Source organism: Acinetobacter chinensis (assembly GCF_002165375.2).
In the GTDB taxonomy this organism is placed as follows: domain Bacteria; phylum Pseudomonadota; class Gammaproteobacteria; order Pseudomonadales; family Moraxellaceae; genus Acinetobacter; species Acinetobacter chinensis.
The window spans coordinates 946,777-966,481 of sequence record NZ_CP032134.1 but is presented as its reverse complement, the minus strand read 5'-3'; the positions used below and the strand labels follow the sequence as shown (position 1 = coordinate 966,481).

Sequence of the window (19,705 nt, the reverse complement as noted above, 5' to 3'; positions counted from 1 at the left end):
CCAGATTTTCAGTTTTCATGCAGCGCGACAGAACTATGGCCATTCCTCAGCACACCATTGATCAGATTCTGGATCGGACCGATATCGTCGATCTGATCGGTCAGCGTGTGAAACTGAAAAAAACAGGACGGACCTGGTCAGGCTGCTGCCCTTTTCATCAGGAAAAATCACCGTCTTTTCACGTCTACCGTGATAAACAGTATTTTCACTGTTTCGGTTGTCAGGCAAACGGTAACGCCATCCGTTTTTTAATGGATATCGACAACCGTAACTTTATTGATGTCATGAAGGATCTTTCCAGTCAGACTGGAATTGAGCTGCCCAAAGACAATCAGGACTCCAAGCGTCTCAGCTATAAAAAAGAAGCCCAGAAACCTGTCAGCACTCCTGCCGCTCTGAACAATCCTGCTCAACAGAAAACTCAGCCGACAGTATCTGTACCAGACACATCCATAGATCCTTTTGCAGAAATTCTCCCGCCGTCTTTCGATGACAGTGCCTATCATTTCAATGATCCTTTCATGCAGTTTGATATCGCTGCTGCTGAAGATACTGCTCAGGAAGGAAACCTGTACGATCTGCTGGAAAGTGTGGCTCAGTATTATGAATCACAGCTTCCAGGCAGTAAAACCGCGCAGCATTATTTTAAGCAACGTGGTCTCAGTGCTGAAACCATTCAGTTCTGGCGTTTAGGCTATGCACCTGAAGACTGGCAGCATCTTGAAAAAAAATTCCCACAGGATGTTGAGGGTTTAAAACTGCTGGGACTGATACGGACCAGTGACAATGGTCGGGCTTTTGACCTGCTGAGAGACCGTGTTATTTTCCCGATTCGGGACAGTAAAGGTCGTGTGGTAGGTTTTGGTGGTCGTGCGCTGAATGATGAAATCAAACCTAAATACATCAACTCCCCTGATTCCGAAGTCTTTCATAAAAATCAGCTACTGTACGGTCTGTATGAGGGACGTAAGCTCAAAGCCCATGACTGGCTAATGGTTGAGGGCTATATGGATGTCATTGCCTTACAGCAGTATGGCATCAATGGTGCTGTTGCAACTCTCGGAACAGCCAGTAACACCGAACATCTGAATATTCTGTTTAAACAGAATAACCGCATTACCCTTGCATTTGATGGTGATGCTGCAGGACAGAAAGCTGCCCGCAGAACACTGGAAATTGCTCTGCCGTTGCTGAATGACGGTCGTGAACTGAAATTTTTTGTTCTGCCCAAAGAACATGATCCTGACTCACTGATCCGCCAGGAAGGCATAGAAAACTTCCAGCGTTTACTTCAACAGGCACCGCTACTGTCAGATTTTATCTTTGCGTATTTAACACAGAATCATGACATCACCACCCCAGAAGGCAAAAGCCTGGTTATGGCTGAACTGCGCCAGTTGACTGAACTGTTGCCTAAAACAGGCTCATTCCGCTATCTGCTGAGTCAGTCTTTTAAAGAAAAACTGGGCTATGGTCGTCGCTGGACCCCACAGGTCAGCAATGATGCATCGCTTTCTTTCAGTATCCGTACCCGTGATGAAGATTTTGCACTTGCAATTCTGATGCACCATCCATTTTTATATATACATTTTGAGACTTTAAGAGCTGTCGTTCCGCAAAATGAACTGCTGGCTGAAGTTCTTCGACTGATGAATATTGTGTTTGAAGAACTGCCGGATGACCAGGAACTGGCAACCTATTATGTGCTGGGTGCCTGCAGCAGTTATGCACAGGAAATCGCCGATATTATTCAGCGCACAAATATTGAAGCCCTGACTCAGGCACCAGAAATGGCGGATAAACTGGCAACCGAATATGCCTTAGCTTTGCAGGAAAAATATTTAAGAAACAAAATGAAATCCCCTGGTTCGTTGATTGAATCCAGAAATTTACGACAACAGCTGAATGAGCTGACCAAAAAAATCAGTTTAAGACTGGTGTCCTGAACTGATTTTTCTTTCTGCTTATTTTTTACTTTTGCGCCGCTTTTTGTAGACGTCATCCAGATTGTTTTTAATGGATTCAAAAATGGAAGGATCTTCTTCTTTTGCTGTTTCACGCAACAGAATAGAAGCAGGATGCAGCAGTTTCTGAGTCAGTCTGTGTGAAAACTCCTGCATGACCTGTTCAGGATTTTCACCTTTAGCAATACGCTGCATCGCTAAAGCAAGCTCTTCCTCTCTCAAAGTTTCACCATGCTGACGATATGCATGAATGGTCTGACCGGCCTGATTCACTTTCTGCTGTGTCACCAGTTCCGTCGCCAGCTGGTTGACCATGATCTCAGCTTCAACCGCTGCCTGTCGGCGCTGCGCCAGATTATCGTCAATTACAGACTGAAGATCATCCACACCATACAGATACACACCATCCAGGCTTTCAACCTTAGGGTCTATATCACGCGGAACAGCCAGATCCACCATCAGCATCTGCTGATAACGGCGCTTCTTCAATGCCGACTTTACATCTGAAAATGCAATGACCTGATGCAGACTGCCTGTACAGCTGGAAATCACATCTGCACGATGTAAGTTTTCAGCCAGTGCAGAAAAAGGAACAATTTCAACATCCACACGATGTGCAATTTCACGGGCAAGTGTTTCCGCACGTTCCTGTCCACGATTACAGATCAAGACCTTTGCAACTCCCATTTCCGCCAGGTGTTTTGCCACCAGACTGTTCATCTCACCTGCGGCAACCACCATTACGGTCAGTTTTTCAGGCTTACTGAATACCTGCTGTGCCAGCTGCGCCACGGCATATCCCATGGATACAGCATGACTGCCAACCGCAGTTTCAGAACGTACACGTTTAGCCGCATAGAAAGCATATTCAAATATTCTGTTCAGATCAGGAGAAACTGTTGCTGCATCTTTGGCCAGTGACAGTGCCGATTTGACCTGCCCTAAAATCTGTGGCTCTCCCAGCATCAGGGAGTCGAGTCCACTGGACACCCGCATCAGGTGAGTAACAGCCTGAGCATTTTCATAACGGTATACATGATTCAACAATTGTTTTACATCAATACCATTGGCACGGGCGAGCCAATCCAATACCTTATCCGCATCTTCGGACATGGCATAGACTTCTGTACGGTTACATGTAGAAACGACCACCATATCATTCAGATCATGATGTTCGCTTTGCTGTGCGAGTATTTCACTTAACTTTTCAGGGTTAAATGCAATCTGCTCACGCAGTTCTACAGACGCGGTTTGATGGTTGACACCCAATGCAAAGAAAGACATATCAGATCATCATTTCGCTAAATTTATGCTATTGTGCAACATCGGTGTCATAAAAAGCATTACTTGGATTCAGAAAAATTGCGTCAAACAAACAGCCGACTCAACGGCGCGACAATTAAGCAATATTCTACCACATTCTTACTGGTCGGTAGCATGGCTTCCTCAGCACAAGTTCGTGCTGCTGGAGAAATATACCATGCCGATTCAAACTATAATGCCATAAAACAAAGCATGATTGCCGAATTTGCCCTGGCTTATCATGATTTTCCAACTGCTTTGCACAATTACACCGTTCTTGCCATCAAAAGCAATTCAACCGCGGTCAAACAAAGAGCCTTAAATATTGCAATTGAACAGGACAACCTGCAGGCAGCACTGGATATTGCAACACACTGGGTAGTTCAGGAACCCTCAGATGTTCCAGCCCTGTTTTATCTGTCGCATATTGCGCTTAAAACACATGAATATGAACTTGCAGCTGAAACACTGGATAAAATTTTAAAGATTGATCCAACCGCTGACCTGGAAGAGATTCTAGCTGGCATTTCACCCGAATCCGAAGAAGACCGTCAGTATCTGACCAGTGCTCTCAGTTCAAGCAGTGAACGTGAAAATCCATCCATCCTTGTGCTGATTGCAGGTCTTGAAGCGCAGAACGGTCAGCTGAAACAGGCACTTGAAACAGTCAATAAAGCCTTAAAAAAGCGTCCTAAAGCAACCAGTTATATTTTAATGAAAGCCAATCTCCTGAATGCAATGGGAGATGATAATGCGACACGGGCATGGTACGAAAGAGCCAGCCGAAAAAACCGCAACAATCTTGAAATACGGCTCGCTGAAGTCAAATACCTAATCAAGAAAAATGAATCTGAACTGGCACTCGAGCACCTGGAAACCATTCTGAAAAAATGGCCTGATGCCGAAGAAGCACTGTTCATTACAGGTCTGACTGCGATTGATCTTGAGAAATATGAAATTGCAGAAAAATACCTGGTCGAACTGCGTTATTCAGCTCAGTATCAGAATGAAGCCTATTATTACCTGGCGGTCAATGCTGAAAGAAAACAGCATTTTGAAACAGCCAAAGCCTACTATCGACTTGTAGATGGAAGCCTGTATACGGTTTCCAGACGCAATATGATCTCAATCTTTGCACAGCAGAACCGTCTGAATGATGCACTGCGTTTTCTGACACAGGAACGGGTCAACTATCCACAGCATGCCAGTTTTCTCTATCTTGCACAGGCTGAGATCTTAAAACGAACCAACAATAAAAAAGCAGCATTGCGCATTCTGGATGAAGCCATCAAAAACCTGCCCGATGATCCAGAACTGATCTATGCTGAAGTCCTGTTACTCGACCCTTATGAATCCAGAGACAAACTGGACAGACTGCTGAAAAAACTGCTTGAGATTGAACCCAACAGTCCTACCTACCTGAATGCTTACGCCTATACCCTGGCATTACAGAACAGACGGCTGGATGAAGCACGGAAGTACGCAGAGCAGGCACTGGATAATGCACCCGAGCAGGCATCCATCCTGGACACACTGGGCTACATCACTTTTTTACAGAATGACTTCAAAACATCTGCCCAGGTACTGCAAAAAGCCTATTCCATCAGTAAAAGCATAAAAATTGGTGTCCGATATGCACGCGCCCTGTACATGCAGGGTGAACTGAATCAGTTCAACACAGTGTTACATCAGTTACAACAAAATCATCCAGATGATCCACAACTGGATCAACTGACTTCATTACTGTTACCTCAACAGACTAAAAAGAGTTAACCCGATTCATGCAATTATTCTCACGTTTCAGCACTGTTCTTGTGACCTCAGGATTACTGATGCTGACTGGTTGTCAGCAGTACACCAAACCTCAGTTACCCCCTGAAGCACAGCTACCGGAAGCACCGAGCCAGTTCAGCCTTCAGGGTAAAATCGGTGTCCGCACACCTCAGCAGAGTGGCAGTGCATTTTTTACATGGATACAGCAGCAGCAGGAATTTGACATAGAGCTGAGCGGTATCCTGGGTGTGGGTAAAACCCAGATCACAGGAAAACCAGGTGAAGTGTCTTTAAACAGCGCTAAAACTGGTCTGATTACTGCTGAAACACCTGAAGAACTGCTGGAAAGAGCAACGGGCTGGCAAGCACCGATTACACATTTAGTCAGCTGGGTTCAGGCAAAACCTGCAACGACTTCTGCTGAAATTAAAAAAGATGAACAGGGACGGATTGAACAGCTGAATGAAGATGGCTGGGCTGTCAGTCTCAGCTACAATGAAGCTACCCTTCTTCCCAACAAACTGATTCTTAAACAATCACTTGAATCTGGTCAGGAAAACCGTATTACAATGATTATTCAGAACCGTTAATTCATACCACTTATGATCCGAGTACAGTCCCCTTCCAAATTAAATCTGTTTCTGCATATCACCGGTCGCCGTGAAAACGGTTACCACGAACTGCAGAGTATTTTTCAGTTGACTGACCTGTCTGACTGGCTGGAGTTCACCCAGACAGATACTCAGGATGTTTCAATTGACGGATTAAACAGCGTTGATTTACAGCAGAATCTGATCTTCAGAGCGACTGAAATCTTAAAACCATATGCTCAACAGCCAGGTGGTCTGCATATCCGTATTGAAAAAAATATTCCCATGGGTGCAGGTTTAGGTGGTGGTTCCTCCAATGCAGCAACCACCCTGATTGTGGTCAATCAATTATGGAAATGCGGTTTAAACACTGAGCAGCTGGCAGAACTGGGTCTGAGACTTGGCGCTGATGTCCCGATTTTTGTTCATGGACGGAACGCATGGGCTGAAGGTATTGGCGAACACTTAACATTCATAGACTTAGATCAAAAACAGTACATTGTGTTAAAACCTGACTGTTTTATCAGCACTCAACTGCTTTTTTCACAAAAAACATTGACAAGAGACACTAAGCCTACTAAATTTTGCGCCTATCAGCTTAAGCCATCCGATTTCATAAATAACTTTGAGCCAATAGCAAGAAGTCTATATCCTGAAGTCGATGAAGCGATGCGGTATCTGAATCAGTTCGGAACTGCAAAACTTACAGGTACAGGTGCCTGTGTTTTTGTTGAAGTCACTGAAGATATGAATACTGATGAGATTTTAAAACATTCACCATGTAAATCCTACATTGTGAACAGCTTAAAAGAATCACCACTCATTCATTTCAAAGTGTAATGATAGGGGCGTCGCCAAGTGGTAAGGCACCGGGTTTTGATCTCGGCATCCGTTGGTTCGAATCCAGCCGCCCCTGCCATCATTTTCATCTGTAAGATGTTTGTTCATCTAAGTAACAGGGGCGTCGCCAAGTGGTAAGGCACCGGGTTTTGATCTCGGCATCCGTTGGTTCGAATCCAGCCGCCCCTGCCATTACTTAGCATACTGAACAACACATCAATTAGGGGCGTCGCCAAGTGGTAAGGCACCGGGTTTTGATCTCGGCATCCGTTGGTTCGAATCCAGCCGCCCCTGCCATTTTCTCAAAAAAGACAGAACATGGTATTCACTGTTTTTTGCCAGTTTACCTTGACAAAAACAGTTGGAAACACTAAAATTCTGCCGCATTAGGGGCGTCGCCAAGTGGTAAGGCACCGGGTTTTGATCTCGGCATCCGTTGGTTCGAATCCAGCCGCCCCTGCCATATACTTTCAAATCTGCCAACCGCCAAGGGTGCTTCATGCCCAATCTTGTCGTTTTTAGTGGGTCTGCGCATCCACAATTCGCCCAAAAAGTCGTTAGCCACTTGCATATCCCTCTGGGTGCTGCCGCTGTAGGTAAATTTTCTGACGGTGAAATCACTGTTGAAATTACTGAAAACGTGCGTGGTAAAGACGTATTTATCGTACAGCCTACTTGTGCCCCTACAAATGATAACCTGATGGAAATCTTAGTAATGGCTGATGCTTTGCGTCGCGCAAGTGCTGGTCGTATTACTGCTGTGATTCCTTACTTCGGTTATGCCCGTCAGGATCGTCGTCCTCGTTCAACCCGTGTTCCAATTACTGCTAAAGTTGTTGCAGATATGCTGACAACTGTAGGGATTGACCGTGTTGTAATGATCGACCTGCATGCTGACCAGATTCAGGGTTTCTTCGATATCCCTGTAGATAACATCTACGGTACTCCTGCATTGCTTGCTGACTTACGTCAACAATCACATGACAACTTGATGGTGGTTTCACCTGACGTTGGTGGTGTAGTTCGTGCACGTGCTGTTGCTAAACAAATGGGTGATATTGACCTGGCAATCATTGATAAACGTCGCCAGAAAGCGAATGAATCACAAGTGATGCATTTGATTGGTGATGTGAAAGATCGTGATTGTGTCATCGTCGATGATATGGTTGATACAGCTGGTACATTGTGTAAAGCTGCTGATGCATTGAAAAAATTCGGTGCACGTAAAGTTGTAGCTTATGCAACTCACCCAGTACTTTCAGGTAAGGCACTTGAAAACCTTAAAAATTCTGTGATTGATGAATTAGTTGTAACAGATACGATTCCTCTTTCTGATGAAGCTTTAAATCTTGGTAAGATTCGCCAGGTTTCAGTAGCAAGTATGGTTGCTGAAACAATTCGTCGTATTAACAACGAAGAATCTATTAGCGCAATGTTCGATTCTTATCTATAATATAGCGCTGAATTTAAAAGCCCTGCCTTTTGGTGGGGCTTTCTATCACTGAACTGGTCGAAGGTTCAGTCAATTAAACTTAAATTAGGAATGTCTGTCATGGCAAACTTCGTATTAAATGCAGTAGCACGTGAAGAAGCAGTTCAAGGGAAAGGTTCGAGCCGCCGCCTTCGTCTTCAGAACAAAGTACCAGCGATCATCTACGGTGGTGAAGCTGCTCCTGTTGCTGTAACTTTAGAACTTCGTGAGCTTGTTAAAGCTTTAGAAAGCAACGCTTTCTTTGAAGAAGTTGTTGAAATCAACATCGACGGTAAAGCTGAAAGCGTTAAAATCCAGGCTTTACAGCGTCACCCAGCTAAAAACACGCCTATGCACGCTGACTTCAAACGCGCATAAGTGTTAATGGTGTAAATTAGTGTCAGATATTTCACTGATTGTAGGTCTGGGTAATCCTGGAAAGGAATATGCCCAGACCCGCCATAATGCAGGCTTCTGGTTCGTTGAACGCCTTGCAGATCAATATGGCATTTCCCTCAAAGCTGACCCAAAATTCAACGGAATCAGCGGTCGCGGTAATATTGAAGGTCAGGACGTTCGTCTGCTGTTACCTACAACCTTTATGAATGCCTCTGGTAAAAGTGTTGTTCCCTTCGCAAAATTCTATAACATTGCCCCATCATCCATGCTGATAGCCCATGATGAACTGGATATGAATCCAGGTGTCATTCGCCTGAAAACAGGTGGCGGTCATGGTGGACACAATGGTTTAAAAGATATTGTTCCCCACATCGGTCCTGATTTCCATCGTTTACGTATAGGAATCGGTCATCCAGGTTCAAAAGAACGCGTATCTGGACATGTCCTTGGCAAAGCACCTTCCTCAGAACAGACTCTGATGGACGATGCGCTTCATCATGCATTATCCCGCATTAAACTGCTGGTCAATGGTGATGTACAGCAAGCCATGAATCAGATCAATGCTTACAAACCGAACTGATAAATTCACGAATTGTTGAACAATAGCGCTTGCCTTGACGTTTATTTCAGAGCAAAATGCGTTTGCGCTGAACCCTGTCCAGGACGAAGCTATTTGATTCAACCATAAGATAAAACATCTTAGGTCCACTAAGGAGACGCTAGCCATGCTATCTCGTTTATTAAAATGTAAAATTCACCGCGCTTTCGTTACTCATGCAGAACTTCATTATGAAGGCTCCTGTGCGATTGATGGCGTTCTGATGGATTTAGCTGGCATCCGTGAATATGAAGAAATTCATGTCTGGAACGTGACAAATGGTAAACGCTTCACAACTTACGCGATTCGTGGTGAAGATAACTCAGGCATTATTTCTGTCAATGGCGGTGCTGCACACCAGGCAGATGTTGGCGATATCGTGATTATTGCAACATTTGGTGACTTTACCAATGCAGAAGCGGATGCACATAAACCGCGTCTTGTGTATGCAAATCCAGACAATACTGTGAACCACACAGCGAACTGTATTCCTGTCCAGGTGGCTTAATTCAGTATCAAAGATTCTAAAAAACCCGCTTAATGCGGGTTTTTTCTATTCAGACTTAACCTTTATATGAAGATAGGTCAATTAGCACCCCACCACTTCTTATGATTCTCACAACCTAAAGCATTTAAATCACCGCCACGCAACGAAGCAAGAATAGCATTGCCCTTTTCATCGACTTTAAATTCGGCATACTGAGCCTCTTGATAACACTCAGCCAAGCCCTCTGCAAACAGAAAGCTGTTCGAAGCAGGATAAAGCCGATCCAGACGATTATCAGGATTTTTAAGCACGATACGATGACTGGCGGATGGAGACATTTCCAGTAATTGTGGATCCAGACTGGTTTTCACCAGACGACGCTGTGCATCGAGTGCGACATAAGCAACAACCGAAGACTTATTTTTAATTGCAGTAGCATTCATGGGAATATGTGGATCACCCTTTTGCACAGCCACATCAGAAAAGCTTAGATCATAATTGAGCACCATGTAGTCCCCCTGGATTAAAGAGCGCGGATCTACGGGTGCAAGCTGAATATAAATACTGTCACTGTGTTTTAAATGTTGCTCATTTTTCAGGATCAGGCCAAGAAAAAATACAACACTCAGAATGGCGATAACCAAAGGGATATTTTTTTTCATTGTGCTATCCCCTCTTTATTTTTTAAAACGCACTAAACATAGACTCAGCAATAACAGCGTGATGCCTGAAATAAAGATACTCAGGCTTTTCACCAGAAAAGTCACTTCCAGTGAATAATATAAGCACCATAAAATAACCGTAAAGGTCAACAATGCAAAAGCAGAGATGAATTTATCATGCTTCATCAAAGCCCATGAAAGTACAGCTAATACGTTAAATATTTCAAAACAACCATAATAAATCAGCACAGCGCCAAAGATAGCTAAAACACATTGTGCTAAAAAATTGAACTGATTCTGTATATGCAGAATTAAAAATAATACACACCACAAAATCGGAAGACCAAATGTAAAGGCTGGAATAAGCTGAATATCAGCGAATTCACTTTTTCCTAAAAAAGCGTAAAAACCAACAGAAAAAACAGTAATCACTAAATTAGAAAGCATCAAACTTCTTTGATATTGTTGCGGTTGAATTTTCTGAACCCACAGCAGCGCCGTATAAAAAACATAAGTCAGCAGCGTCAGATAAGCAAAATTTTCAACATTTCCCATCCAGAAATGTGCTGCATTGTCATGCCAGATCATCGCAACACCCAAAGCATAGAGCGCAGACAATTGAACAAAAACAAAGAACCAGTGCGTTCTGACCCAATATGCGACGATCAGCCCAACAGCCTGAATCAACAACAGTGGATAAATCTTCTCCGTTAAATCATAAGTATGAAACAGGATTGCGACCTGCCCTGCGACAAATAAACAGTAAGCAAGCTGTCTTAAAAATAAATTCTGCTTTATTTTGAGCATATAGGCTGCGAAAGCCACAAAAATGATGCCCATAATTAAGGAAAAATTCCCCCAGAATGTCAGCATTAATGAAGACAGTACAATCCCTGAAATCCACGCACCAACAGCCAGAGGAATATTATTGAATCGGCTGTTCGGAATAAACTTAATCAGTAAAAAAGTAATCAATGCAAACCATGCAAAAATAATTACCGCAATGATCAGCAGCCCCAAGATTTCAGACTGTCTGAATAAATTATCAAGCCATTTCACAATGATTAAGGTGAAAGTAATCCCTAAAGCGACCGCAGACAGTACACTGCACAACTGATCATTTTTCTTATAGAAATAAATAAATGCGATGCTCAATAAAATCAATGAACAAATAAAATAGAGCAGTCCCTTATCCATATATAAGAACATCACCATGCACCATACAGAAAGCATAGCGAACCAGATGATGAATAAATACCTTATTTTTGGATAATATCTGATACAGAATAAAAACTGTAACAGTGCCAGGAGATGGACTGACAGTAAAAAAACGGTTGGAGATTCATCTCCCCAGAAAGTTTGAATAAAGAATAAAAATAAAGCAATCTGACTCACAATACACAGCAGAAAAAAAATGCCAATACTGGAGCGGTACAGCCAGGGCAACAGCAGCACAGACCAGATGAAAAACAGTAAATAACTGTCTGCACCTGTCTGATAAACCTGTCCAATAACTGCCATACACAGCCCAGTCATCAAGCCACAAACAGCATGTAAACACTGGACTAAAGAATCATTTTTGACCAGGAAAACACTGGACAGCGCACTCAGTAACAATAAAATTTGTGGGATCACTAACTGTACAGACTGAGGCAACATAAACCAGTTAGCTGCAATCAGATATAAAACACTGACCGCAATCAATGTAAAACCAAAGATCTGTAAATGCTGTATAAATTTCTGATCCTGCCATGAAAATACTGTCTGCTGAGTTCTGATCAATGCCTATACCCCATCTTTATTTTTCATTATTCAACATTTTATCCACTATGCTTTAGCACAGATTGTTCTATTCATAGTACTGATCATTCTAAACAAAAAACATATCTACACTGTAAAACAGTCTATAATGATCTTACATCGCTTCAGGGCGGGGTGTAATTCCCCACCGGTGGTAATCTGAATCATCATTCTACCTTGATGTTTCAGTAGCCCACGAGCCAGTCACTTCTCCAGTGATTCGCAGATTTGGTGAGATCCCAAAGCCGACGGTATAGTCCGGATGAAAGAAGACGACGTCACAGTAAAAATTCCAGTGCCCTGCATTGGAAAATGTTTTGTAGCGCCACTATTTCACATGTCCTGAAATGTTCAACCGTATTTATTTTTTACGAGAGCGTTTCAATGTCCAGTTTAATTCAACCTGAAATTTTCTTTTCGGCACTTTCCCCTGCTGAGCAACGTATTCAACAAGCTTTAGAAGATATGCGCCAGGGCAAACCTGTCCTGGTCATGGACGATTTTGATCGTGAAAATGAAGCTGATCTGATCGTTGCTGCCGAAACCCTCAATGTCGAAACCATGGCACGTATGATCCGTGACGGTTCTGGAATAGTCTGTTTAACACTGACTGATGAACTTGCCGATCATCTTGAATTGCCATCAATGGTTCAGGATAACTCCAGTCAGTTTAAAACGGCATTTACCATCACCATTGAAGCTGCTGAAGGCGTAACCACTGGCGTATCGGCAAAAGACCGTACCACAACGATTCATGCTGCAATTAAAGATGGTGCCGTTGCCAGTGATCTAAACCGTCCTGGGCATGTCTTTCCTTTACGTGGTCGCAGTGGTGGTGTACTTACTCGTCGTGGACATACTGAAGGTTCAATTGATCTGGCACGTTTAGCTGGTTTAAAACCCGCAGGTGTGCTGTGTGAAGTGACCAATCCAGATGGCACAATGGCATCAGGTATCCAGGTCCTGGCTTATGCTCAGACACATGATCTGACTTTGATCACCATTGAAGAACTGGTTCAGTACCGACTGACTCACAACATATAATTTTTTGCTGTTTCTAGTTTAATTTAAGCAACAGGAAAAACTCCCAAAGATTCAATCTATGGGAGTTTTTTAGATTCATTAATGTTTAACAACCACTGAACATCAGAAGTTTTTTAATCCTGAATACAGTCCAAAAACTGCAACAGCCATCAAAATACAGCCACAGGCAAGCAACAGATAACGATAAATACTAGAGCCTGACAGTTTATTAAACCCAAGATAAACCACCGAAAGCGTGGCAAAATCCAGAACAATCCAGCTGAAAGTCAGAATCATAAGACTGATATTGAGATCTGATGTGATATGAATGAACTGTGGAAAAAATGAAGCAAAGAAAATAATGTCTTTAGGATTTGAAATCCCAACCATAAAACCCTGGACAAAACCGCCATCTGAACTCTGAACATCCCCAACAGCAGGATGCACTTCCGTCCGTGCTTCTCTTATGATCTGAATACCAAGCCAGGCAATATAAGAACTTCCCAGAATCTGCACAGTACTGAGCCATTGTTCATTAATATGAACCGCGCCTTTAATAATCAGTACAGACAATGTAATCAGAACCAGGGACGCAAGATTGGTTCCAGTAATGGTTTTGAATGCCTGAGCATAACCACCCTTCAGACCTGCACTCGCCACCAGCATCATTACAGGACCTGGTGTGGCAATCATAATCACCACAGCAAAACAATACAGCAGATACTCAGCCACTTTTATGTCCAGCAACAGTATGTTGTTCAGAATAAAATCCATTGATGATCATTAAAGCTCCTGCTCTTCATCCATCTGCAACAGATGATGACTGATCCCATCCGCTCTTAAAAAAGCCAGATCATAACTTGCTGTTGCCAGTGCCAGTACACGCCGTTCAAACTCCTGCCAGATCGGTTTGACCTGCTTCTGAGTGATTCCAAGACCGCTGTCTTCAGTAAAATTTTTATTCTTTTCACATATTTTTAACGCATGATAAAGTTTTCGTCCTTTAGACGCATCATCACGCAAACGGACTCTGCGTGAAAGTACAAAACCTTCTACATGACGTAAGTCCGCCAATGGCAACATCGGTATCAGAATCTGATCCAGCTGTGCATCCAGCCGTTTCCAGACGGCACTGTGTTGCTCTTCCGTATAAGTATTCCATTTAATCACTTCGTGATTAAAGCGGCGGCAACCACGACATACTGAATCACCAAATACCGTTGAACAACGCCCTGCACATGGGGTTAATGAGGCAATTCGACGATCAGTACTCAAAACAGACTCCTGTAAAAATAATTCATCCTGTAATACTGACATTAACGTCCATACACAGTTCATTCAAAATATGACAGCATCATACCCATACTGCAAAGATTTGAAAAACCCATTTTTTCAATAAGGTTTTCTCGCAAACCTGAGCAAATCACGTTAAAATGTGCGCCTTAAATTTTATCCTGTATTTACACATTTGGAGTACTCCATGAACGCTACTGTAGAACAGCTTGCACCTGTAGAACAGCAAGCGACCTCTGGTTGGGTTGTTGCCGCACTTTATCAATTCAAAGAAGTTCAAGATTCTGCCGATCTTCAACAACGTCTTTTAGACCTGGTAAAAACCATCAACCTGTGCGGTACTCTGATTGTTGCAGATGAAGGTATTAATGGAACAGTTGCGGGCGACCGTAAAGCGATTGATGTGATTCATCAGTTCCTTTTAGATGAAGGCTTCACGACGATGGAATATAAAGAATCGCACAGTGAAGAAAAACCGTTCCGTAAAATGAAAATTAAACATAAAAAAGAAATCGTGACTTTAGGCGTTGAAGTTAAACCACGTGACCTGGTTGGACACTATCTTGATCCTAAAGAATGGAATGACCTGATTGCACGTGACGATGTGATCCTGATCGATACACGTAATGATTATGAATATAAAGCAGGGACTTTTAAGGGTGCGATTGACCCTAAAACTGAAACTTTCCGTGAATTTCCAGATTACGTGAAAAAAGAGCTGGAACAGCATAAAGATAAAAAAATCGCGATGTTCTGTACCGGCGGTATCCGTTGTGAAAAATCGACTTCATTACTTCTTCAGGAAGGCTTTAATGAGGTTTATCACCTAAAAGGCGGTATTTTAAAATACCTCGAAGAAACCCCTGCTGAGGAAAGCATGTGGGAAGGTGAATGCTTCGTCTTTGATGGTCGTACTGCGGTAACGCATGGTATGGAAGAAGGCGAAAATACCAAATGTCACGCATGTGGTTGGCCTTTGGTTCCTGAAGAAGTGGCTTTACCTAGCTATGAGCATGGCGTGTCTTGTAAGTACTGCATCGACAAAACTTCTGAGAAGCAAAAAGAAGGTTTCCGTATGCGTCAGTCACAGATTACAGCAGCTAAACGTAAACGCCTGTAAACTGGAAATATTATTTTAAGTAAAAAAGGGAGATTCAGATGAATCTCCTTTTTTGTCGCATAAAATTAATACAATTTATATATACATAATAATCCGCTCAATTAAACTGTTAAAAAATCTGACTGAACTTCAAATATGACTGAATGGATTATTTCCATTATGGAGCAACTTGGCTACTTCGGTATTGCCTTGCTCATGTTCCTGGATAATGTATTTCCCCCAATCCCTTCTGAAATTATTATGCCTTCAGCGGGCTATACCGCTTCCAAAGGACAGCTTCTTCTGACAGGTGTGATTATCGCAGGCAGTCTCGGCTCACTGATTGCTGCCGCAGTGCTGTACTGGGCTGGAAGAAAAATTTCACATGACAAACTGTTTGGTCTGGTTGACCGTTTCGGTAAATATCTGTTCATCAAAAAAGAAGATGTGGAAAAAGCCCTGGAATGGTTTGAACGCTACGGACACCGTATCGTTTTCTTCGGTAGGATGATTCCCGCTGTACGCTCACTGATCAGTATACCCGCAGGCATGAGTCACATGCCCTTCTGGAAATTCATGCTGTACAGTGGATCAGGCACCATTATCTGGACGACTTTTTTAGCTACTGTTGGTTATTACTTTGGTGAAAATCAGGCACTGATGCATCAGATTTTCAGTCGGGTCGGCTATATCATTGTGGCAATCTGTATTGCATTTTCTGCTGTATGGCTATACCGTAAATACAGTCATAAGCCACTAAAATGAATAAAAAAATTATTCATAGAGTAACCTGAACGTGAAACATTATCTGCTTTATTTCGCATCCGTCTACAGCATTGCACTGGTGCTGCTGACCACCATACTGATCATTGCTTTAAATTTAAGTGGTATTACCCTGTTGCCTGCTTTGATTGCCTCAGCCTTCATTGCAGCAGGACATTTTGTAAAACGGGAAAAACGCCTGCCAACTCCTGAGGAAAAAGTACAGCTGATCTGGGGATCATCTGCTGTTGCTATTATTATTGGCAGTCTGTTTGTCTTTTTTCTTGTGATGCTGAATCCTGATGCTGAACAGATTTTACAGGCAGCTGATCAGGCAGGAATAGGTCTGTCTGCTGTGATCATGCTCTGCCTGATTGCCATTCATGGTGCAGTTTTTCATGTTGCATATCACTGGTATGCCAAGCGCTGTCTGAACCGAATCAATATCTCAGACTGATCACCCAGACACGTTTCATCAAGGCAATAAAAAAGCACCATAAGTAAGGTGCTTTTTTATTGCTGAACAGATTATTTAGCTGGTGTATGGAACATCAGATAAATTTCATTCAGATTTTCAGGAATTTCTTCTGCAATTTCGTCCATTAACTGACCATTGCGACGGAAAGACTCCATTTGCGGATCTTCATCATCGACACCACTGAAAACCATCATTGGTAAGGTCAGATCAACCACCTGCTCTTCAAATTCAGGTGTGAACCATCCATCTTCATTCAGGAACATTGCATCCACAAAACCGACTGCCCAGTCGCCCAGACTCGATTCAACATCCGCTTCTTCAATTTCAAAAGGAAATTCAATCCCTTCTTCATTTGAAAGTTTCTGACGCAGGTCTTCAAGCCACAGTTTAATCTGCGCTACGATTTCTTTCGGTGCTTTGCTCTGATTTCCCTCAAACAGCTCTTCAAGCCATTTGTCGAACTGAGGACCAACTGCTATGGCACATAAAAAGCCATGTGTCGCAGCAAAATCGAGACCATATTCATTCTGGTCCCCATCAAGATAATCACTTAACAGATCTAAATCCAAAGCACTCATGTTATTTCCAGGCGGTTTTCATCAGTGTGAAAGCATAGCATCGAAAGCCAGCTTGCCCAATGACTTTTTACTCGTCGTCAAAATCGTCGTCATCAATATCATAATCGAAATCTTTCAGCTCACGTTCAAGGCGACGCTTTGCGAGAAGGTCATCAATCAGACGGCGCTTTTCGAGTGATTCTTTAGCACTGATTTTACTTGATGCCTCTTCGAAATTAACATCATCATCACCGTAGCTATCATCCAGTTCGAAATCTGTAGAAGACACTAAAACTACCTCATAATGAAAAAATTTGAATGGGTCTAGGCGCTATTTATCTTTCTTACAGTTTCCTGTCAAGTTTTATTTGATTTTTTATACCAATTGCATATTATCCTCTTGCATACACCTAATAAAATTGTGTATTTATAATCGGTTATTTTTCAGTTTAAACCACCCTGTAAACATCAAAGTGTGAAGCTCGAACAGGGACAGGACTTGAAAGTTTTTATATTGCCCCAATACTGTTAAGCAGTTGTTAAATCAAACTACATAAATTCACTGCTGACTGATCAAATCAGAAAGTATTTTGAGCGAATTGTGCTATCATGCACGGTTTTTTACCGCCACAGATTCAATGAAGAGTAAGCAAAGATGAGCGATATGACTTCCCCTACTTCACAGGTAGCGGCGCTGATTAGCCGAGGCAAGGAACAGGGTTACTTAACTTACGCTGAAGTTAACGATCATCTGCCGGACTCAATCACAGAAAGCGAGCAGATTGAAGACATTATTCAGATGCTTCAGGACGTTGGTATTCCTGTACACGAACGTGCGCCTGAATCTGACGATACGATGTTCGGTGACAACGCGGAAGCAGCCGATGAGGTTGCAGAAGAAGAAGCCGCTGCGGTACTTGCATCTGTTGAAAATGAACCTGGTCGAACCACAGACCCTGTCCGTATGTATATGCGTGAAATGGGTACCGTTGAACTGTTGACCCGTGAAGGCGAAATCAGTATTGCAAAACGTATCGAGGAAGGTATCCGCGACGTTCTGAACTCGATTGCCTACTGGCCAAATGCAGTGGAAGTGGTTCTTCAGGAATACAAAGAATACGAAACCGGTGAGCGCCGTCTTGCCGATATTTTATCAGGTTATTTAGACCCTGAAACAGATGAAGATATTCCAGAAGTACTGGAAGACAGCGCAGAAGAACTTGAAGACGAAGAAGATTCATCTAAAAAGCCAACCAAGGATGTAAAACTGGATGACGATGATGAAGAGGAAGAGTCTGAGGGTGATGATGACTCTGAAGGCGAATCAGGTCCGGATCCTGAAATTGCAAAAGCACGTTTTGAAGAACTGGAAAATGCCTGGAACACTGCGAAACAGGCAATTGCACAGCATGGACGAAACAGCGCTCAGGGTACTGAAGCGATGGAGGCACTTGCCGCTGTCTTTATGATGTTCAAATTCACTCCACGTCTTTTCGATATTATTTCAGAAATGATCCGTGGCACACATGAACAGATCCGTACTTCTGAACGTGAAGTGATGCGTTATGCGGTCCGTCGTGGCCGTATGGACCGTACTCAGTTCCGTACTTCTTTCCCAGGTCAGGAATCAAATCCTGCATGGCTGGATGAGCAGATTGCCAAAGCGCCTGCTGAACTGAAAGGCTATCTTGAAAAAGTTCGCCCTGATGTACTGGCATTCCAGCAGAAAATTGCAGATCTTGAGAAAGAACTTGGCTTAAATGTAAAAGACATTAAAGACATTTCCAAACGTATGGCGGTTGGTGAAGCAAAAGCCCGTCGTGCGAAAAAAGAAATGGTCGAAGCCAACTTACGTCTGGTGATCTCAATTGCGAAAAAATACACCAACCGTGGCTTGCAGTTCCTGGATCTGATTCAGGAAGGTAACATCGGTCTGATGAAAGCCGTGGATAAGTTTGAATACCGTCGTGGTTATAAGTTCTCAACTTATGCAACATGGTGGATCCGTCAGGCAATCACGCGTTCAATCGCGGATCAGGCACGTACAATCCGTATTCCAGTACACATGATCGAAACGATCAACAAGATCAACCGTGTATCCCGTCAGCTGCTTCAGGAAATGGGTCGTGAGCCTACCCCTGAAGAACTGGGCGAACGCCTGGAAATGGACGAAGTGAAAGTACGTAAAGTGCTTAAAATTGCCAAAGAACCGATTTCCATGGAAACGCCAATCGGTGATGATGAAGATTCGCATCTTGGTGACTTCATTGAAGACAGCAACATTACATCTCCTGTAGATGCTGCGACTTCAGAAGGCTTAAAAGAAGCAACCCGTGAAGTCCTGGAAAACCTGACTGAACGTGAAGCAAAAGTTCTGAAAATGCGTTTCGGTATTGATATGCCAACTGACCATACTCTCGAAGAAGTAGGTAAACAGTTTGATGTGACCCGTGAACGTATCCGTCAGATCGAAGCGAAAGCGCTGCGTAAATTACGTCACCCTTCCCGCTCAGAACACTTACGTTCTTTCCTGGAAAACGACTGATTTCTGATACTCCGATGGAGGCTTGAAAAATTATTGAAAGTCTCCATTAAGTAATCAAGAGA

General features: G+C 43.0%; 20 protein-coding genes, 4 tRNA genes and 1 riboswitch. Of the genes, 17 read left to right on the top strand and 7 right to left on the bottom strand.

Annotation, left to right across the window (positions count from 1 at the left end; translation table 11 throughout):
• Positions 1-35 precede the first annotated feature (35 nt).
• Positions 36-1,946 carry a DNA primase gene (locus tag CDG60_RS05460; protein ID WP_087513527.1) on the top strand — a complete coding sequence of 637 codons (1,911 nt, stop codon included), beginning with the start codon at positions 36-38 and terminating at the stop codon, positions 1,944-1,946.
• An 18-nt stretch (positions 1,947-1,964) separates the two neighbouring features.
• On the opposite strand, the gene hemA is transcribed toward CDG60_RS05460, so the two are convergent.
• On the bottom strand, positions 1,965-3,248 hold the full coding sequence (gene hemA / locus CDG60_RS05455) for a glutamyl-tRNA reductase (RefSeq protein ID WP_087513486.1): 1,284 nt from the start codon (positions 3,246-3,248) through the stop codon (positions 1,965-1,967).
• Positions 3,249-3,326: 78 nt separating this feature from the next.
• On the opposite strand from hemA, the gene CDG60_RS05450 reads away from it, so the two are divergent.
• From CDG60_RS05450 to panD, 11 genes are all read left to right on the top strand, one after another.
• A complete protein-coding gene (locus CDG60_RS05450) occupies positions 3,327-5,039 on the top strand; it encodes a tetratricopeptide repeat protein (protein WP_087513528.1) in 1,713 nt (570 codons plus the stop codon).
• Positions 5,040-5,047: 8 nt separating this feature from the next.
• Entirely contained in the window at positions 5,048-5,629 is a 582-nt protein-coding gene (gene lolB / locus CDG60_RS05445) for a lipoprotein insertase outer membrane protein LolB (RefSeq protein ID WP_087513487.1), read from the top strand.
• A gap of 12 nt (positions 5,630-5,641) precedes the next feature.
• Positions 5,642-6,469: a 4-(cytidine 5'-diphospho)-2-C-methyl-D-erythritol kinase gene (gene ispE / locus CDG60_RS05440; protein ID WP_087513488.1), complete on the top strand. Its 828-nt coding sequence runs from the start codon at positions 5,642-5,644 to the stop codon at positions 6,467-6,469.
• Positions 6,470-6,473: 4 nt separating this feature from the next.
• Positions 6,474-6,548, top strand: a tRNA-Gln gene (locus CDG60_RS05435).
• A 38-nt stretch (positions 6,549-6,586) separates the two neighbouring features.
• A tRNA-Gln gene (locus tag CDG60_RS05430) sits at positions 6,587-6,661 on the top strand.
• Between the two features lie 30 nt (positions 6,662-6,691).
• Positions 6,692-6,766, top strand: a tRNA-Gln gene (locus tag CDG60_RS05425).
• Between the two features lie 91 nt (positions 6,767-6,857).
• Positions 6,858-6,932, top strand: a tRNA-Gln gene (locus tag CDG60_RS05420).
• Positions 6,933-6,968: 36 nt separating this feature from the next.
• The gene (locus tag CDG60_RS05415) at positions 6,969-7,922 is read left to right on the top strand and encodes a ribose-phosphate pyrophosphokinase (protein ID WP_087513489.1); all 954 of its coding nucleotides are present in this window, start codon (positions 6,969-6,971) and stop codon (positions 7,920-7,922) included.
• Positions 7,923-8,021: 99 nt separating this feature from the next.
• Positions 8,022-8,318, top strand: coding sequence for a 50S ribosomal protein L25 (gene rplY / locus CDG60_RS05410; protein WP_087513529.1), 297 nt, complete (start codon positions 8,022-8,024; stop codon positions 8,316-8,318).
• A 19-nt stretch (positions 8,319-8,337) separates the two neighbouring features.
• Positions 8,338-8,919 (top strand): aminoacyl-tRNA hydrolase, encoded by a 582-nt coding sequence (gene pth / locus CDG60_RS05405; RefSeq protein WP_087513490.1) that lies wholly within the window; start codon positions 8,338-8,340, stop codon positions 8,917-8,919.
• Between the two features lie 145 nt (positions 8,920-9,064).
• On the top strand, positions 9,065-9,445 hold the full coding sequence (gene panD, locus CDG60_RS05400) for an aspartate 1-decarboxylase (RefSeq protein WP_087513491.1): 381 nt from the start codon (positions 9,065-9,067) through the stop codon (positions 9,443-9,445).
• A gap of 77 nt (positions 9,446-9,522) precedes the next feature.
• On the opposite strand, the gene CDG60_RS05395 is transcribed toward panD, so the two are convergent.
• Together CDG60_RS05395 and CDG60_RS05390 are read right to left on the bottom strand one after the other, a co-directional pair.
• Positions 9,523-10,086: a GDYXXLXY domain-containing protein gene (locus CDG60_RS05395; RefSeq protein WP_087513492.1), complete on the bottom strand. Its 564-nt coding sequence runs from the start codon at positions 10,084-10,086 to the stop codon at positions 9,523-9,525.
• Between the two features lie 15 nt (positions 10,087-10,101).
• On the bottom strand, positions 10,102-11,868 hold the full coding sequence (locus CDG60_RS05390) for a DUF2157 domain-containing protein (protein ID WP_087513493.1): 1,767 nt from the start codon (positions 11,866-11,868) through the stop codon (positions 10,102-10,104).
• A 136-nt stretch (positions 11,869-12,004) separates the two neighbouring features.
• Positions 12,005-12,164, top strand: a riboswitch (FMN riboswitch).
• Between the two features lie 106 nt (positions 12,165-12,270).
• On the opposite strand from CDG60_RS05390, the gene ribB reads away from it, so the two are divergent.
• Positions 12,271-12,930, top strand: coding sequence for a 3,4-dihydroxy-2-butanone-4-phosphate synthase (gene ribB, locus CDG60_RS05385; protein ID WP_087513494.1), 660 nt, complete (start codon positions 12,271-12,273; stop codon positions 12,928-12,930).
• Between the two features lie 102 nt (positions 12,931-13,032).
• Here the strand turns inward: ribB and CDG60_RS05380 are convergent, their stop codons facing one another.
• On the bottom strand, positions 13,033-13,683 hold the full coding sequence (locus CDG60_RS05380) for a LysE family translocator (protein WP_406565295.1): 651 nt from the start codon (positions 13,681-13,683) through the stop codon (positions 13,033-13,035).
• 9 nt (positions 13,684-13,692) lie between these two features.
• Positions 13,693-14,184 (bottom strand): DUF1289 domain-containing protein, encoded by a 492-nt coding sequence (locus CDG60_RS05375; protein WP_087513531.1) that lies wholly within the window; start codon positions 14,182-14,184, stop codon positions 13,693-13,695.
• A gap of 205 nt (positions 14,185-14,389) precedes the next feature.
• On the opposite strand from CDG60_RS05375, the gene trhO reads away from it, so the two are divergent.
• From trhO to CDG60_RS05360, 3 genes are all read left to right on the top strand, one after another.
• Positions 14,390-15,322: an oxygen-dependent tRNA uridine(34) hydroxylase TrhO gene (gene trhO, locus CDG60_RS05370; protein ID WP_087513495.1), complete on the top strand. Its 933-nt coding sequence runs from the start codon at positions 14,390-14,392 to the stop codon at positions 15,320-15,322.
• A gap of 135 nt (positions 15,323-15,457) precedes the next feature.
• Positions 15,458-16,066 carry a DedA family protein gene (locus CDG60_RS05365; RefSeq protein ID WP_087513496.1) on the top strand — a complete coding sequence of 203 codons (609 nt, stop codon included), beginning with the start codon at positions 15,458-15,460 and terminating at the stop codon, positions 16,064-16,066.
• Between the two features lie 31 nt (positions 16,067-16,097).
• Positions 16,098-16,520: an ABZJ_00895 family protein gene (locus CDG60_RS05360; protein WP_087513497.1), complete on the top strand. Its 423-nt coding sequence runs from the start codon at positions 16,098-16,100 to the stop codon at positions 16,518-16,520.
• Positions 16,521-16,591: 71 nt separating this feature from the next.
• On the opposite strand, the gene CDG60_RS05355 is transcribed toward CDG60_RS05360, so the two are convergent.
• Positions 16,592-17,119, bottom strand: a complete 528-nt coding sequence (locus CDG60_RS05355; RefSeq protein ID WP_087513498.1) for a YecA/YgfB family protein — start codon at positions 17,117-17,119, stop codon at positions 16,592-16,594.
• Positions 17,120-17,186: 67 nt separating this feature from the next.
• A complete protein-coding gene (locus CDG60_RS05350; RefSeq protein ID WP_087513499.1) occupies positions 17,187-17,387 on the bottom strand; it encodes a PA3496 family putative envelope integrity protein in 201 nt (66 codons plus the stop codon).
• A 366-nt stretch (positions 17,388-17,753) separates the two neighbouring features.
• Here CDG60_RS05350 and rpoD point away from each other — a divergent pair, with 366 nt between their 5' ends.
• Entirely contained in the window at positions 17,754-19,643 is a 1,890-nt protein-coding gene (rpoD, locus tag CDG60_RS05345) for an RNA polymerase sigma factor RpoD (RefSeq protein ID WP_087513500.1), read from the top strand.
• Positions 19,644-19,705: the final 62 nt, after the last annotated feature.

What these genes read in the sequence shown, in the direction of transcription:
- rpoD (WP_087513500.1), top strand. Translation starts at nt 17,754, where the DNA reads ATGAGCGATATGACTTCCCCTACTTCACAGGTAGCGGCGCTGATTAGC.
- CDG60_RS05415 (WP_087513489.1), top strand. Translation starts at nt 6,969, where the DNA reads ATGCCCAATCTTGTCGTTTTTAGTGGGTCTGCGCATCCACAATTCGCC.
- lolB (WP_087513487.1), top strand. Translation starts at nt 5,048, where the DNA reads ATGCAATTATTCTCACGTTTCAGCACTGTTCTTGTGACCTCAGGATTA.
- CDG60_RS05365 (WP_087513496.1), top strand. Translation starts at nt 15,458, where the DNA reads ATGACTGAATGGATTATTTCCATTATGGAGCAACTTGGCTACTTCGGT.
- ispE (WP_087513488.1), top strand. Translation starts at nt 5,642, where the DNA reads ATGATCCGAGTACAGTCCCCTTCCAAATTAAATCTGTTTCTGCATATC.
- rplY (WP_087513529.1), top strand. Translation starts at nt 8,022, where the DNA reads ATGGCAAACTTCGTATTAAATGCAGTAGCACGTGAAGAAGCAGTTCAA.
- CDG60_RS05380 (WP_406565295.1), bottom strand. Translation starts at nt 13,683, where the DNA reads ATGGATTTTATTCTGAACAACATACTGTTGCTGGACATAAAAGTGGCT.
- hemA (WP_087513486.1), bottom strand. Translation starts at nt 3,248, where the DNA reads ATGTCTTTCTTTGCATTGGGTGTCAACCATCAAACCGCGTCTGTAGAA.
- trhO (WP_087513495.1), top strand. Translation starts at nt 14,390, where the DNA reads ATGAACGCTACTGTAGAACAGCTTGCACCTGTAGAACAGCAAGCGACC.
- CDG60_RS05395 (WP_087513492.1), bottom strand. Translation starts at nt 10,086, where the DNA reads ATGAAAAAAAATATCCCTTTGGTTATCGCCATTCTGAGTGTTGTATTT.
- ribB (WP_087513494.1), top strand. Translation starts at nt 12,271, where the DNA reads ATGTCCAGTTTAATTCAACCTGAAATTTTCTTTTCGGCACTTTCCCCT.
- CDG60_RS05460 (WP_087513527.1), top strand. Translation starts at nt 36, where the DNA reads ATGGCCATTCCTCAGCACACCATTGATCAGATTCTGGATCGGACCGAT.
- panD (WP_087513491.1), top strand. Translation starts at nt 9,065, where the DNA reads ATGCTATCTCGTTTATTAAAATGTAAAATTCACCGCGCTTTCGTTACT.
- CDG60_RS05355 (WP_087513498.1), bottom strand. Translation starts at nt 17,119, where the DNA reads ATGAGTGCTTTGGATTTAGATCTGTTAAGTGATTATCTTGATGGGGAC.